The sequence below is a fragment of the Flexivirga oryzae genome (genome assembly GCF_014190805.1).
Classification (GTDB): domain Bacteria; phylum Actinomycetota; class Actinomycetes; order Actinomycetales; family Dermatophilaceae; genus Flexivirga; species Flexivirga oryzae.
This window is the reverse complement of sequence record NZ_JACHVQ010000001.1, coordinates 1,966,418-1,981,258: the sequence shown is the minus strand read 5'-3', so window position 1 is coordinate 1,981,258 and position 14,841 is coordinate 1,966,418. Positions and strand designations below refer to the sequence as shown.

Below are 14,841 nucleotides of genomic sequence, written 5' to 3'. Positions count from 1 at the left end.
GGGCCGTCCGCGGCCCGGGCAGCAACCGCTCTTTCCATGACCGACACCGATAGCTGGCATGCGCAGCAGTGAGTTCCGCCACCCGCGCGCACCGACCTACGTTCGACGCAACACATCCCGCGACCTCGCAAGGAGAAGACATGCCCGGCAACGTCAACCCGTTCGGCATCACGCACCTGCGTCACGTCGACCTGGCCGTCCCCGACTACGGCACACAGCGGTCGTTCTACCGGGACACGTGGGGGCTCACCGAGATCGGCACGGACGGCAAACTGTCGTATTTCGCGGCGGAAGGCTCACCGGAGCAGTACATCGTTCGACTCCGCCAGGCCGGTGACAAGCGGCTGGATCTGATTTCGTTCGGCGCGACGGACCGCGCGGCCGTCGACGCGCTGGCCGCCAAGCTCGGCAGCGAGGGCATCCGGGTCGTCGGCGCGCCTGGGGAGCTGCAGACCGCCGGCGGCGGGTACGGCTTCCGCTTCTTCGACGTCGATGGCCGCACCATCGAGGTCTCCAGTGACGTCGCCACACGACAGCACCGGGAGATCGAGGAAGGCGAGGCGATCCCGGTGCGGATCTCGCACGCCGTGATGAACTCGAAAGACCCGAATGCGACTCGGGATTGGTATGCCAGGCACCTCGGCTTCATGCTCACCGACACCCTGTGGGGCGAGCACATGGGCGAGATGATGCATTTCATGCGGTGCAACGACTGGCACCACAGCTTGGCGATCGCCCGTGGACCGCACACCTCGGTGCACCACGTGTCCTTCGAGATGCGCGGCCTCGACGAATACATGCGCGGGACCGGCCGGGTGATGCGGGCCGGCATCAAGAAGATCTGGGGCCCCGGCCGGCACAACGCCGGCAACAACACCTTCAGCTACTTCCTGGACCCCAGCGGTAACACGATGGAGTACACCACTGAGCTGGACCGGCTGACGACCGACGAATGGCACCCGCACGTCTTCGACATCGCGGACCCGAACACGCAGGATGTGTGGGGGACGGCGGACGCGATGAGCGAGCTCATCGCCAAGGACTCCTTCAACGATCCTGACCGCGGCGTCTTCGTCGCCCCGCCGGTATGAGCGACACAGGCCGTGTGGCGGGCAAGGTCGTGGTCGTAACCGGCGCGGCCCGGGGGCAAGGCGCCGCCGAGGTCGAGGCGCTGGCCAGGGAAGGCGCCACCGTCCTCGCCGTCGATGTCCTGGACGACGAAGGTATGGCGCTCGAGGCACGTCTCGCCGGCGACGGGTTGTCCATCAGCTACCGGCGTCTGGACGTGACATCCGAGTCGGACTGGGCCGGTCTGGCCGCTGCCGTCCGACGGGAGCACGGCCGGGTCAACGCGCTGATCAACAACGCCGGCGTCGCAGCCCGCGACCGGTTGCCGCACGTCAACCTGGACGTGTGGCACCGCACGATGGACATCAACGTCACCGGTCCGCTGCTGGGCATCCAGGCGCTGGTGCCCCTGATGGGCGCGGGTGCGTCGATCGTCAACGTGTGCTCGGTGGCCGCGGTGTCCGGGCACGCGGCCGCGCCGTACACCGCGAGCAAGTGGGCGTTGCGCGGGCTGACCCGCACCGCGTCCTTGGAGCTGGGTGAGCGCGGCATCCGGGTGAATGCCGTGATGCCGGGTCTCGTCGAAACGCCGCTGATGGAGTCTGCCTCGCCTGCGTTCCGTGCCGCAGCCGTCGCTGAGATCCCGCTCGGGCGCACCGGGCAGGTGGCGGACATCGCGCCGACGATGTTGTTCCTGGTCTCCGATGAGTCGGCCTACTACAACGGCGCCGAGCTGGTCATCGACGGCGGGCTGACGGCGCACGTCTCGCACAAGGGCATCGCCGACGCCACCAGGCCCGCGACGGAGGAGTCATGAGATTCGGCACGGCCGCGATCGACGGACGCACCACGGCAGTGGTGATCGACGGGTTGACGGCACATCCGGTCCCGGGCGGACACTCCGTGGAGGAAATCGTCTCGGAAGGACTTGACCGCGCACTGGCGCTCGGCGAACGAGCGGTGCGCGTCCCTGGTGCCCCACTCGACCAGATCCGGCTTCTGGCGCCATACCGGCCCACGAGCATCCGGGACTTCGTCGCCTTCGAGGAGCACGTCGAGGGCGTCCGGAGCTCGGTTGAGGGGGCCGAGGGTGTGCCGGACGCGTGGTACGACGCCCCCACCTTCTACTTCGCCAACCCGCACACAGTGCTGGGGCCGGGGGAGGAGGTGGCCCGGCCCACCGGATGTCGCGCACTCGATTTCGAGCTCGAGGTCGGAGTGGTGCTGGGCGCAGGTGGCAGCTCACTGACCGAAGCGCAGGCCGCCGACGCGATCTTCGGTTACACGCTGTTCAACGACTTCTCCGCGCGGGACCTGCAGGCCCGCGAGATGCAAGTGGGTCTCGGGCCTGCCAAGGGCAAGGACTTCGGCAGCGCGCTCGGGCCGTGGATCGTGACCGCCGACGAGGTTGCCGACTGCGTGGACGCCGACGGTTTCCTGTCGCTTCGCGGCACCGCGGAGATCAACGGGGTACAGATAGGGGACGACTCGCTGCGTCACATGGGTTGGCCGTTCCCGACCCTGATCGCCTACGCGTCCCGCGATTCGGCGGTCCGGGCCGGCGACCTGCTCGGCTCGGGCACGCTCGGCAACGGCGGCTGTCTCGCCGAGCTGTGGGGTCGCCGTGGCAGCCAGTTGCCGCCTCCGCTGGAACCCGGCGACACCGTCACCATCGCAGTGGGCCGGCTCGGCTCACTGACCAACACCATCATCGAGGCCGCGCCGGCACCCGCGCTGCGGCCGTTCCGTCCCCGCAGCTAGGAGTAGCAGATGTTCGAATACTTCACCGGGCCCAAGTACGTCTGGAACCTTGGCGTCTGCGCGACGCTGAACAATGGCGGTCTGATCGACGAGGTCGATCGTGCTTGCCGCCCGGCTCGGGAGGCACGGGACGTCGACTCGGGCAGCAAACTGTTCGTCCGATCGTGGAAGGCGGTCGCCGACCAGCTGGCCGACCAGGCGCACGCCTCCGAGGCGGCCGGTCACCTGCGGACGGCCGGTCAGGAGTGGTATCGCTCGGGGTTGTATGTCTGCCAGGCCGAACGGATGCTGAGCAACGCCGATCCGGATCGCCGGGCGTTCTACCAACAAGCGCTGGACGCATTCGCGAAGGTCTTCGAAATCGCCGACCCGGCGGTCAGCCGGGTCGAGGTGCCGTTCGAGGGCACCAGCTTGCCGGCATACTTCTCCAACGCAAGCGTGAACGGCGAGCCGGTGCCGTGCGTGATCATGTGGAACGGGCTTGACTCCACCAAGGAGCACATGTACACGTCCGGCTGGCCGCAGGAGATGCGCCAGCGGGGGATCTCGGTGCTGATGATCGACAACCCCGGCTCGGGTGAGGCGCTGCGCTTCGGCGACCTGAAGGCGCGGATCGGGACCGAGGCATGGGCGACGGCGCAGGTCGATTACCTCGAGTCCCGTCCTGACGTCGACAGCGGCCGGATCGGTCTGGTCGGCTGGTCACTCGGCGGCTACTACGTGCCGCGCGCCGCGGCCTTCGAAAAGCGGATCAAGCTGATCGCGGTGTGGGGTGCCAACCACAACTGGGGTGAGGTGCAGAAGAAGCGTCTGCAGCGCGAGGGTGAGAACCCCGTCCCGCACTACTGGGAACACGTGAAGTGGGTCTTCGGGTACGACGACCTCGACGAGTTCATCTCCTACGCCGAGGGCATCCACCTCAACGGTGTCGTCGATCAGATAACCTGCCCGTTCTTGATCGCGCACGGAGCCAACGACCGGCAGATCTCGGTCGACTATGCGCACCAGTCCTACGATCAGGCAGTCCACAGCCCGAAGCGCGAGCTGCGGATCTTCACACCCGATGAGGGCGCCGCCGAACACGTCGGTCTGGACCACATGCCGCACATCAACTCGTTCATCGCCGACTGGGTCCAAGACACCATCGCCGAGTTGGGCAATTGGTAATGAGCGTTCGCGGGGTGGTCTGTGAGGATCGGCGACCAGGAGGGAGGATAGGTCGATGACCACGACCACCCAGATCCGGCTGGCGGCCTACCCGGTGGGTATGCCGCAGGACAGCGACTTCGAGACAGTGACCGTCGACCTGCCGGCGCTCGCCGACGGGCAGGTGCTGCTGCGGACCATCTACCTGTCGCTCGACCCCTACATGCGCGGCCGGATGAGCACGGCGAAGTCGTATGCCGCGAGCCTGCAGCTGGGTGACGTCATCGTCGGTGGCACGGTCTGCGAGGTGCTCGAATCCCGTTCGCCGTACTTCGCGGCCGGAGACATCGTGCTCGGGTATGCCGGCTGGCAGACCCACTCCGTTGCCGACGCCAAGCACCTGCGACGCCTCGACCCGGCCCAGGCACCGGTGTCCACGGCTGTCGGCGTCCTCGGGATGCCGGGGTTCACGGCATACTCCGGCCTGTTGGTGCTGGGTAAGCCCAAGGCGGGGGAGACCGTGGTGGTCGCGGCTGCCGCGGGGCCGGTGGGCTCCGCGGTCGGCCAGATCGCCCGCGCCAAGGGAGCACGCGCGGTCGGCATCGCCGGCGGCCCCGAGAAGTGCCGAATCCTGCTGGAAACCTACGGTTTCGACGCAGCCATTGACCACCGGTCGCCCACCTTCGTCGACGACCTGGCCGCGGCGACCCCCGACGGCATCGACGTCTACTTCGAGAACGTCGGCGGCGCCGTCACCGAAGCCGTGCTGGACCGGCTGAACCTCTACGCCCGCATGCCGGTCTGCGGGCTGGTCGCCGGCTACAACGCCACCGAGGCACCCGCCGGACCGGACCAGCTGCCCGGCTTCTTCCGCAAGGTCCTCACCCTCAGCCTGACCGTGCGCGGATTCATCCAATCCGATTTCGTGCCAACGCATTACAAGGACTTCCAGCGCGACATGTCCGGCTGGATCCGAGGCGGTCAAGTGCACTACCTGGAGGACATCGTCGACGGCCTCGAGCGGGCGCCCGAGGCGTTCCGCGGGCTGCTGACCGGTCGCAACGTCGGCAAGCTCCTGATCCGGGTCGGCGACGACCCGACGGCGGGGTGAGTCAGTCCTCGCTGATCTTCTCGCGTAGCAACGGAATCCGCCCGCCGGCCAGCACCATGTCGACCTGGCGGGACGACAACCGGTGCCGCAACGTGTATGACGCCTCGCTGCGCGAGGAGCCGGCCTCGACGGTGTCGCCGGCTCGCAACGCGGAGTGCAGCCCGTCCAGGACGAGGGTGTCGCCGAGTTCGATGTCGTCGTAGTCGTCGGCGTCGACGAGCTCCAGCGCGAGGATCCCGAAGTTGGCGAGGTTCTGCCAGTGGATCCGTGCAAAAGACTTGGCGATGACTACCCGCAACCCGAGGTAACGTGGCGCGATCACCGCGTGTTCACGCGACGAGCCCTGCCCGTAGTTGTCCCCGCCGAGGATGATGTGCCCGCCCTCGTCGCGCAGCGCCGTGACCCGGTCCACGTAGTCGCCGTCGACCGCGTGATAGACGAACTCGGAGATCTTCGGGATGTTGCTGCGGTAGGGGAGCACCTTCGCGCCGGCCGGCAGGATCTCGTCGGTCGACACGTTGTCACCGACGACCAGCCCCACCTGCGCCTCGACCCGGTCCGGCAGCCCGTCGAAGTCCGGTAGCTCGGAGATGTTCGGCCCCTTGACCAGCTCCACGTCGCGCGCCTGCTCCAGCGGGAGCGGCTCGGCCAGCATCGCGGTGTTGACGCTCGCGTGCTCCGGCAACGCCGGTCTCGGATAGTCGATCCCCTTGTCCTTGCTGAGATCCCGCGGATCGGTGATCACCCCGGTCAGTGCTGCCGCGGCGGCTGTCTCCGGCGAGCACAGCCACACCGAGTCCTCCCGGCTGCCCGAACGGCCGGGGAAGTTGCGCGGCATCGTCCGCAGGCTGTTGCGCCCGGTCGCCGGTGCCTGACCCATCCCGATACAGCCCAGACACCCCGACTGGTGCACCCGCGCCCCCGCGCTGATCAGGTCGAACAGCCAGCCGCCCTTGATCAGGTCCTGCAGGATCTCCCGTGAGGTCGGGTTGATGTCCACCGAGACGCCCGGCTCGGCATAGCGGCCACGCAGCGTCTCGGCGACCACCGCGAAGTCCCGCAACCCCGGGTTCGCCGACGACCCCACCACTACCTGCGACACCGGCTCCCCTGCGAGCTCGCGGACCGGCACCACGTTGCCGGGGGAGGACGGCTTGGCGATCAGCGGCTCCAGCGTCGACAGGTCGATCTGCTCGTCGATGTCGTAGGACGCGCCGTCGTCCGCGACCAGCTCGCGCCATACCTCCTCCCGGTCCTCGCCCGCCAGGAACCGGCGCACCTCGTCGTCGGACGGGAAAACCGTTGTGGTGGCGCCGAGTTCGGCGCCCATGTTCGCGATCACGTGCCGATCCATCGCGGTCAGTCCCGCCAGGCCGGGGCCGTGGTACTCGATGATCCGGTTGACGCCGCCCTTCACGTCGTGGCGACGCAGCATCTCCAGCACCACGTCCTTGGCCGACACCCAGTCGGGCAGCTCACCGGTCAGCTCCACACCCCAGATCTCCGGCATCCGCAGATAGAGCGGCTCACCCGCCAGCGCCATCGCGACGTCCAACCCGCCGGCACCGACCGCGAGCATGCCGATCGCGCCGGCCGCGCAGGTGTGCGAGTCCGACCCGGCCATCGTGGCGCCCGGACGCCCGAACCGCTGCTGGTGCGTCGGGTGCGAGACACCGTTGCCCGGCCCGGAGAACCACAACCCGAAACGCTGCGCGGCCGACCGCAGGAACGCGTGGTCGTCCGGGTTGCGCTCGTCCTCCTGCAGCAGGTTGTGGTCGACGTACTGCACCGCGACGTCGGTCCTCACCCGGTCCAGGTCCAGGGCCTCCAGCTCGAGCATCACCATCGTCCCGGTCGCGTCCTGCACCAGCGCCTGGTCCACCCGCAGCGCGATCTCCGCCCCCGGCGTGAGATCACCGTCCAGCAAGTGGTCACGGATCAGCTTCTGAGCGACGTTGAGCGCCATACGCGTTCCTCTCCGGCCGGGCCATCGGGCGAAGGTGCTCGGCCTGATCGGGTCCTTCGAGACGAGTCGTCTGCCTCATACCCCCTGCACCGGTGGCGTAACCCGAAGGAGCCCGACGGGTGGTCCCGCCGGGCTCCTGGATGGGTATGACGCCCGCTACGCGTGATCGGGGTCGGCGGACCGGGACGACTCGGCGTTCTGCTGCAGCTTCTCCAGCTGACGGGCTGCCGCGTCGCGGCCGCCCAGCCCGAAGGCGAGTGCCGCCGCGGCAGCACCGCCGACCACGAGCGCACCGAACGCCAGGTTGATCACCGAGTTCGCCAAACCCATGTAGCGCAGGCCGATGGCCGCGAACAGCACGATCGTCGCGATCTTCACGACATCGCCGGTCCGCCCGGTCACCAGCTTCGCCAGCAGGCCGGCGACGAACACGCCGGCCACGATGATCGCCGCACCGAAGAGCACCCGGCCGCCGATGCTGAGAACGGTGTTGAGGATCTCGGTCATCTGCGGGATGTGCAGCACGTTGGCCGCCGCCACCGCGAAGAACAGCACGATGGCGACCTGCGCGATCCGTGCCAGCGTCTTGGCGACGTCGACGTTCTCGGTGTCGACGCCCATCCGCTGCACCGCACCGTCGACGTTCATCCCGCGCAGCAGGTTCTCCAGTAGGGTGCCGGCGAAGTTGGCGATGACGCCGCCGATGGCCAGCAGGATCCCCGCGCCGATGATCAGCGGGAGCGTGTCCAGGATCAGCTTCAGCATGTGCGATGCCGGGTCGGAGATCGACTTGATGCCCAGGATCTGCAACGCGGAGATCGCCACGACCAGCAGCACGATGGCGAAGACGAGGTAGCCGACCATGGTCGAGATCCGCATCGGCTTACCGCCCTGCTGGGCCTTGGCCTGCGCGTGCGCCTGACCGAGCCCCTGCTGCTCACCCTGCAGGTGTTGCGGCGGCTGGGGTGCGTCATACCCGGGTACGGCACCGGAGGCTCCCTCGAGCTGCTGGCTCGCCGCGCCACCCAGCTTGTCGGCCCATCGGTCCACGTTGGCCGCCTGCAAGGCGGTGACCACCAGTTCGCGGGCGATCTTGGCCAGCACGAAGCCGATGAACATCACCAGTGCGGCGCCCAGGATCTGCGGCAGAGTGTGCAGCAGCGTGCTCAGCATGTCCTGCAATGGGGTGGTGACCTCGTTCAGCCGGAACAGGTTGAGCACCGCCATCAGGCCGAAGACCCAGATGATGAGTGACGCGATGGTGCTCAGCGACTCAGCCAGCGAATCGCCGGTGCCGTCCTGCCGGTTGAGCGCCGGGACCCTCCCGAATGCCTTCGCCAACAGCTTCTTGGCGAGCTTCGCGAGCAGCCAGGTCACGACGAGAATGACAATGGCCGCGACAATTCTGGTAATGATGTCCGACCATTGGAAATCGCTCCAATGCATGTGCCTACCCCTTTTCAGCGGGCGCCGTTTGCAGCGCGTGCGGATTTGTGTTCCGTGCTTTGCAAGCTAGCCGAATGGGTAAGTTATTGAAACCCCTGAAGATTGCACATAAAAGCATTACAATATGCGCGCGCGGGAGAGTAGCGCTTTCCTTGGTAGGTGAGGGGGACCTCGATGCGGGCTCGTTCCTCGCCCTTACTCGGCCGTCGCTCGGGGTGCGGGGGGCCTCGATGTGGGCTCGTTCCTCGCCCGTACTCGGCCGTCGCTCGGGGTACGGGGGGCCTCGATGTGGGCTCGTTCCTCGCCCTCACTCGGCCGTCGCTTTGGTGGGCCGCCGCGGTCTCAGCGGGACTGCTTCTCCCCGCGGCTGCCGAGTTCGCGCCGTGCCCGTTCGTAGAAGTCGTAGGTCGCGCGCATCGCGTCGTCGAAGGTGACGGACGGCCGACGCGAGCGGGTGGAGGCCTTCAGCCGTTCGACGCGCTCGGCGTCGACCAGCAGTTTCGCGAGGCTGTCGACCATGTCGTCGGCGTCGTCGACGAGCAGCCCCTCGACCCCGCTCTCCACGAAATCGGCCAGCCCGGTGAAGTTGTAACCCACCACCGGCACGCCCGCGCTGCGGGCCTCCAGGGCCGCGATGCCGAACGCCTCCTGGCGCGACGGCGCGACGAACAGGTCGGACTCGTGCAGCAGGTCGCGGATCTGCTCCGGGGTGCGGTGCCCCAGCAACTCGACCCAGGAGCCGAGACCGAGCTGCTCGATCTGCTCCTGCAGGTCGTCGTGCCGCGGGCCGGCGCCCACGATCGACACGGCCACCGACGTGCCGGTCGGGACCTTCGCCTTGACCCGGGACAGGATGTCGATGAACTCGTCGATGTGCTTGCGCTTCTTCAGCCGCCCGACCAGCACCACCCGGAAGTCCGGGTCGCCCGCGCGGTGCAGCGACGGGGTCGCCGGCGCCCACCAATCGGTGTCGACCAGGTTGGGCACCACGGACACCTCGCCGCAGTGCGGGTAGACCCGTTTGATGTGCTCGGCGATCATCGTGCTCACGCCGGAGTAGACCACCCGCAGCAGGCTCGGCCCGAAGAAGACGCCGCTGACGAAACGGTGCGCCACCGCGACCTTCCACCACACCGAGTGGACCGTCACCGCGACCGGGATGCCGCGCCGGCTGGCCGCGCGGGCGACATAGATCGCGATGGGGGAGGCGACCGTGAAGTGCGCGTGCACCACGTCGACGTCGCCGCGGTCCAGCACTTCGGCGACCATCGAATGGTTGAACGACGGGAAGGCGATCGTCATCCACCGGGTCCGCAGCCCGCGGTGCACGTCGAGGTCGTCGTCCTGCGCGTCGTCCTTGTTGACCGCGGTGATGATCGACACGTCGTGCCCGTCGGCGCGCTGGGCGAGGGCGAGCGCCTCCACCTGGCGTTCGATGCCGCCGACATCCGGTGCGAACGAGTCGGCCGCGTGGACGATTCTCATCGGGCGATTCTCATGCGGTGGCTTGCGCCTCGGCCGCGGGGCGCAGTCGGACGGGAAGCGCCTCCACGCCATACACGATCGACAGGTCGCGGAACGTCAACTGCTCAGGGGGTATGGCGAGAGCGAGTTGCGGGAACCGGTCGACCAACCCGAGGAACGCCGACCGCAGCTCCATGCGCGCCAGCTCCGCGCCGACGCAGCGGTGGAAGCCGTGCCCGAAGCCCAGGTGCGAGGGGCGGTCGACGTTCGGGTTGAGCAGCTCGGTGTCCGGGCCCATCTTCTCGTCGCGGTTGGCAGCGGACAGGGAGACGATCAGCACGTCGCCCTTCTTGATCTGCTTGCCCTCCAGCTCAATGTCGTGCTTGGCGAAGCGGGGGAAGGTGATCTGCACCACCGACAGGTAACGCATCAGCTCGGCGACCACGTCGTCGACGCGATCTCGCTGACCCGCCAGGGCGTAGCTCTCCGGGTCACGCAGCAACGCCAGCGTCCCGAGCGACAGCATGCTGGCCGACGTCTCGTAGCCGCCGGTGAAGACCCCGTCGGCGAGCCCGCCGAGGTCCTCGTCGCTGACCTCGTCGCCGAGTTCGCGGATGATCTGCCCGATCAGGCCGTCGCCGGGCTCCACCCGCTGCCGGTTGACGATCTCCTGCAGGAACGCCCGCGACTCCGACATCGCACCGAACACGTCGGCGCCGCCACCGGAGATGTCGAACCGGGCGTGCCCCAGTTTGCGGAACGGCTCACGGTCCTCGATCGGCAGGCCGAGCAGCTCGCAGATGACGAGAAACGGGATGGGGAAGGCGAATTCGTGCACCAGGTCGACCACCGGGCCGGCCGCGTCCATGGCGTCCAGCCGCTCGCTGACCACCCGGTCGATGACCGGCTGCAGGCGGGCGAGCCGGCGCACGGTGAACTCCGGTGTGAGGATCTTGCGCAACCGGGTGTGCTCGGGCGGGTCGGTGAAACCGAGGCCACCGATGCGGGCGTCGGTGTCGATACCCATGAAGGGGCGGATGTCGGTGCTGTAGCTGCTGGTGTCGGCCAGGACGGTCTTCGCCTCGTCATACCCACTGACCAGCCACACGTTGATGCCGAACACCCGCCGCATCCGGTGGATCGGCTCGGCGTCGCGCATCTTGCCCAGTGCCGGCAGGGGGTCCATCCCGTCGCGACGCAACGGCATGGTCAGCCGCTTGGGCAGCACCGGCAGCCCGGCCAATCCGGAGGTGCGCCCGGCGGCCGCCGTGGACAACAGTCGTTGCGCAACCCACCGACGGATCGAGGTCGTCGCGTTCACCGTGTTCGTCTCCTGGAAGTCCCTACTGGGGTCTCCCGTGACGGTTGTCCGGGTCCCCGTTCAGCGCGCCCACACATTAGCCGTGCAAGCCGTCTCGAAGTTCAACCGTAACCGACAAGTAGCCGCTCGGCGGCGACGGCACGCTCACACCGGCGGAATGCGGCGATGCGGGGCGGTTAATCTGTCGGCGTGATCCTTCGAGGGCGGCAGCGCATGGTGGCGCCGTGACCGACGCCGACGAGACGACCGCGTCTTCGCCGCGGTTCGGCCACTACCTGCTGCACGAGATCATCGGCACCGGCGGGATGGGCCAGGTCGCCCGCGCGACCGACACCCGGCTGGGCCGGGACGTCGCGCTGAAGGTGATGCACCCGTCCACCGCCACCGACGACGAATACCGCGCCCGGTTCAAACGGGAGGCCGCGATCGTCGCGCGGCTCACCGACCCGCACGTGATCCCGATCCACGGGTTCGGCGAGATCGACGGCCGGCTCTACCTCGACATGCGGTTGGTCGAAGGGCGCAACCTGGCGCAGCTGCTGGACCGGGGGCAGCTGGAGGTGTCGCGCACGCTGGATCTGCTGAGCCAGATCGGCGACGCGCTCGACTCGGCGCACCGGGCCGGACTGGTGCACCGGGACGTCAAACCGTCCAACATCCTGGTCGACCCGCGGGGCTTCGCCTACCTGGTCGACTTCGGCATCGCCTCCAGCGTCAGCCAGCAGGACCTGACGGCGACCGGGCAGGTCGTCGGGAGCGCGTCGTACATGGCGCCGGAACGGTTGCAGGTCGGCACGCACCCGGACGCCCGCAGCGACGTCTATTCGCTGGCGTGCGTGCTCTACCAGGGGCTGACCGGCCGCAAGCCGTTCGTCGCCGACGACCAGGTGCAGCTCATCGCGGCGCAGCTGCACGAGCCGCCGCCGTCGCTGCGCCGTTACCGCAACGACCTGCCCGACTCCCTGGACCACGTGGTGCGGGCCGGTATGGCGAAGGACCCCTCCCAGCGCCCGGCGACCGCGCCCGCGCTGATGGACGCCGCGCGGTCGGCGATGCGCCAGCCGCGCTCGGTCGCGACCCCCGCGCCCCCGTCGCCGCAGGTGATCAACGCGACCCAGCCGATCCTGCGGCACCCGTCCGGTCAGCCGAACCGGCCGGGGCCGCAACCGAACCCGGTCCACGAGACGACCCGGATGAACCCCGCGCCGGGTTACCGGTCCGGCCCGGCGGGACGGCCGGCGGCAGGGATGCAGGCACCGGGTATACCGGCGGCCCGCACCGGCGCACCGCGGGCGCTGTGGGTCACCGCGATCGTGCTGGGGCTGATCTTCGTGGTCGTGGTCGCGTGGGCGATCGCGATCAGCTGAGCCGGATCAGCTGCCCGCGTCCAGCGGTGAGCTTCTCCCTGGCTTCGATTCTCGTGGTCACGGCTATGACGATGCGGCCTGACGTCGCGTGAGGGTCAAGCGGTGGATAATCTGGAGTCGCCCGGCGTGTCGCTGGGCGCCTGTGTGTATGACGCGCGCTGCGCGCGTCATACCCCCGCCATACCGAAGGAGAACACCCGTGTCAGCAGGTCAAGCCGCACCCACCGCCGCCGTAGGCCGACGGGTCGAGCAGGCCACGACGGGCACGGAGCTGTTCGGCGACGACCGCACCATCGTGGCGATGAAGGTCGAGGGGGAGTTGCAGGACCTGTTCCGGGAGATCCCCGCCGGTGCGCTGGTCGAGCCGGTGCCGGTCGACTCACCCGACGGGCTGAACGTGCTGCGGCACTCGACCGCGCACGTGCTCGCGCAGGCGGTGCAGCAGGTCAACCCGGACGCCAAGCTGGGCATCGGACCGCCGATCACCGACGGTTTCTACTACGACTTCGACGTCGAGACCCCGTTCACGCCCGAGGACCTCAAGGCCCTCGAGAAGGCGATGCAGAGGATCATCAACGAAGGCCAGACGTTCCACCGCCGGGACATCAGCGACGACGATGCCCGTGTCGAACTCGCCTCGCAGCCCTACAAGTTGGAGCTCATCGGGCTGAAGTCGAAGGCCGGGGACGCGGCCGAGGGCGCCGACGCGGAGGTCGGTGAGGGCGGCCTGACGATCTACGACAACGTGCGCCGTGACGGGTCGGTCGCGTGGGGTGACCTGTGTCGCGGGCCGCACCTGCCCTCGACCAAGATCATCGGCAACGCCTACAAACTGATGCGTTCGGCGGCCGCCTACTGGCGTGGGTCGGAGAAGAACCCGCAGCTGCAGCGCATCTACGGCACCGCGTGGCCGACCAAGAACGAGATGAAGGCCTACCTGGACCGGCTGGCCGAGGCGGAGAAGCGCGACCACCGCAAGCTGGGCGCCGAGCTGGACCTGTTCAGCTTCCCCGAGGAGCTCGGGTCGGGGCTGCCGGTCTTCCACCCCAAGGGTGGCGTGATCAAGCGCGAGATGGAGGACTACGTCCGCCGCCGGCACATCGAGGAGGGCTTCCAGTACGTCGGGACGCCGCACATCTCCAAGGACGGCCTGTTCCACACCAGCGGCCACCTGCCCTACTACGCGGACACCATGTTCCCGGGTATGACGCTGGAAGGCGCCGAATACCGCCTCAAGGCGATGAACTGCCCGATGCACAACCTGATCTTCTCCTCGCGCGGCCGGTCCTACCGCGAACTGCCTTTGCGCTTCTTCGAATTCGGGTCCGTCTACCGCTACGAGAAGTCGGGCGTCGTGCACGGACTGACCCGGGTGCGGGGTATGACGCAGGACGACTCGCACTCCTACGTGACCGCCGAGCAGGCGCCCGACGAGATCCGGCACCTGCTGAACTTCGTGCTGTCGCTGCTGCGCGACTTCGGGCTGGACGACTTCTACCTGGAGCTGTCGACCCGGGAGACCGAGGGCGACAAGAAGGACAAGTTCATCGGGTCCGACGAGCAGTGGGAGACCGCGACCGCGATCCTGGAGCAGGTCGCCACCGAGTCCGGGCTGGAGCTGGTCCCGGACCCGGGCGGCGCCGCGTTCTACGGGCCGAAGATCTCCGTGCAGGCGCGCGACGCCATCGGCCGCACCTGGCAGATGTCGACCATCCAGTACGACTTCAACCAGCCGCACCGCTTCGGGCTGGAGTTCCAGGCCTCCGACGGCAGCCGGCAGGAGCCGGTGATGATCCACTCGGCGAAGTTCGGGTCGATCGAGCGCTTCCTCGGTGTGCTGGTCGAGCACTACGCGGGGGCGTTCCCGGTGTGGCTGTCACCGGTGCAGGTCCTCGGCGTGCCGGTGGCCGAGGAGTTTGCGCCATACCTCTCCGGTGTGCTGGATCAGTTGCGGGAGAAGGGTGTTCGGGTGGAGTTGGACGAGTCCGACGACCGCTTCCCGAAGAAGATCCGCAACGCCAGCAAGTCGAAGGTGCCGTTCGTGCTGATCGCCGGTGAGGAGGACCGCTCGGCCGGCGCCGTGTCGTTCCGCTTCCGCGACGGCTCGCAGCGCAACGGTGTGCCGGTCGCCGACGCGATCAGCGAGATCGAAGCAGCCATCCGCGACAAGGCACAGGTCTGAAGCATCCCG

General features: G+C 68.3%; 11 protein-coding genes. 7 read left to right on the top strand and 4 right to left on the bottom strand.

What is annotated here, in order from left to right:
* Positions 1–140: 140 nt before the first annotated feature.
* Genes FHU39_RS09255 through FHU39_RS09235 form a run of 5 tightly spaced genes read left to right on the top strand, consistent with a single transcriptional unit; the run spans position 141 to position 5,086 of the window.
* Positions 141–1,091 (top strand): VOC family protein, encoded by a 951-nt coding sequence (locus FHU39_RS09255; protein WP_183320075.1) that lies wholly within the window; start codon positions 141–143, stop codon positions 1,089–1,091.
* Positions 1,088–1,885, top strand: a complete 798-nt coding sequence (locus FHU39_RS09250; RefSeq protein ID WP_183320074.1) for an SDR family NAD(P)-dependent oxidoreductase — start codon at positions 1,088–1,090, stop codon at positions 1,883–1,885. The genes FHU39_RS09255 and FHU39_RS09250 overlap by 4 nt, the downstream gene beginning before the upstream one ends.
* The gene (locus FHU39_RS09245) at positions 1,882–2,829 is read left to right on the top strand and encodes a fumarylacetoacetate hydrolase family protein (RefSeq protein ID WP_183320073.1); all 948 of its coding nucleotides are present in this window, start codon (positions 1,882–1,884) and stop codon (positions 2,827–2,829) included. The genes FHU39_RS09250 and FHU39_RS09245 overlap by 4 nt, the downstream gene beginning before the upstream one ends.
* A gap of 9 nt (positions 2,830–2,838) precedes the next feature.
* A complete protein-coding gene (locus FHU39_RS09240; RefSeq protein WP_183320072.1) occupies positions 2,839–3,996 on the top strand; it encodes an alpha/beta hydrolase family protein in 1,158 nt (385 codons plus the stop codon).
* A 55-nt stretch (positions 3,997–4,051) separates the two neighbouring features.
* On the top strand, positions 4,052–5,086 hold the full coding sequence (locus FHU39_RS09235) for an NADP-dependent oxidoreductase (protein ID WP_183320071.1): 1,035 nt from the start codon (positions 4,052–4,054) through the stop codon (positions 5,084–5,086).
* Between the two features lies 1 nt (position 5,087).
* On the opposite strand, the gene FHU39_RS09230 is transcribed toward FHU39_RS09235, so the two are convergent.
* The 4 genes from FHU39_RS09230 to FHU39_RS09215 all read right to left on the bottom strand — a co-directional run bounded on the left by FHU39_RS09230 (position 5,088) and on the right by FHU39_RS09215 (position 11,283).
* Positions 5,088–7,052: an aconitate hydratase gene (locus tag FHU39_RS09230; protein ID WP_183320070.1), complete on the bottom strand. Its 1,965-nt coding sequence runs from the start codon at positions 7,050–7,052 to the stop codon at positions 5,088–5,090.
* A 156-nt stretch (positions 7,053–7,208) separates the two neighbouring features.
* Entirely contained in the window at positions 7,209–8,498 is a 1,290-nt protein-coding gene (locus tag FHU39_RS09225; protein ID WP_183320069.1) for a mechanosensitive ion channel, read from the bottom strand.
* A 342-nt stretch (positions 8,499–8,840) separates the two neighbouring features.
* Entirely contained in the window at positions 8,841–9,983 is a 1,143-nt protein-coding gene (locus FHU39_RS09220) for a glycosyltransferase family 4 protein (protein ID WP_183320068.1), read from the bottom strand.
* A gap of 10 nt (positions 9,984–9,993) precedes the next feature.
* Positions 9,994–11,283 (bottom strand): cytochrome P450, encoded by a 1,290-nt coding sequence (locus FHU39_RS09215; RefSeq protein ID WP_343065796.1) that lies wholly within the window; start codon positions 11,281–11,283, stop codon positions 9,994–9,996.
* 224 nt (positions 11,284–11,507) lie between these two features.
* On the opposite strand from FHU39_RS09215, the gene FHU39_RS09210 reads away from it, so the two are divergent.
* Together FHU39_RS09210 and thrS are read left to right on the top strand one after the other, a co-directional pair.
* Positions 11,508–12,650, top strand: coding sequence for a protein kinase domain-containing protein (locus FHU39_RS09210; protein WP_183320067.1), 1,143 nt, complete (start codon positions 11,508–11,510; stop codon positions 12,648–12,650).
* A 199-nt stretch (positions 12,651–12,849) separates the two neighbouring features.
* Positions 12,850–14,832 carry a threonine--tRNA ligase gene (gene thrS / locus FHU39_RS09205; protein WP_343065795.1) on the top strand — a complete coding sequence of 661 codons (1,983 nt, stop codon included), beginning with the start codon at positions 12,850–12,852 and terminating at the stop codon, positions 14,830–14,832.
* The last annotated feature ends 9 nt before the right edge of the window (positions 14,833–14,841 follow it).

Excerpts from the sequence above, each read along its gene's own strand:
- FHU39_RS09255 (WP_183320075.1), top strand. The coding sequence starts at position 141 with ATGCCCGGCAACGTCAACCCGTTCGGCATCACGCACCTGCGTCACGTC.
- FHU39_RS09250 (WP_183320074.1), top strand. The coding sequence starts at position 1,088 with ATGAGCGACACAGGCCGTGTGGCGGGCAAGGTCGTGGTCGTAACCGGC.
- FHU39_RS09245 (WP_183320073.1), top strand. The coding sequence starts at position 1,882 with ATGAGATTCGGCACGGCCGCGATCGACGGACGCACCACGGCAGTGGTG.
- FHU39_RS09240 (WP_183320072.1), top strand. The coding sequence starts at position 2,839 with ATGTTCGAATACTTCACCGGGCCCAAGTACGTCTGGAACCTTGGCGTC.
- FHU39_RS09235 (WP_183320071.1), top strand. The coding sequence starts at position 4,052 with ATGACCACGACCACCCAGATCCGGCTGGCGGCCTACCCGGTGGGTATG.
- FHU39_RS09230 (WP_183320070.1), bottom strand. The coding sequence starts at position 7,052 with ATGGCGCTCAACGTCGCTCAGAAGCTGATCCGTGACCACTTGCTGGAC.
- FHU39_RS09225 (WP_183320069.1), bottom strand. The coding sequence starts at position 8,498 with ATGCATTGGAGCGATTTCCAATGGTCGGACATCATTACCAGAATTGTC.
- FHU39_RS09220 (WP_183320068.1), bottom strand. The coding sequence starts at position 9,983 with ATGAGAATCGTCCACGCGGCCGACTCGTTCGCACCGGATGTCGGCGGC.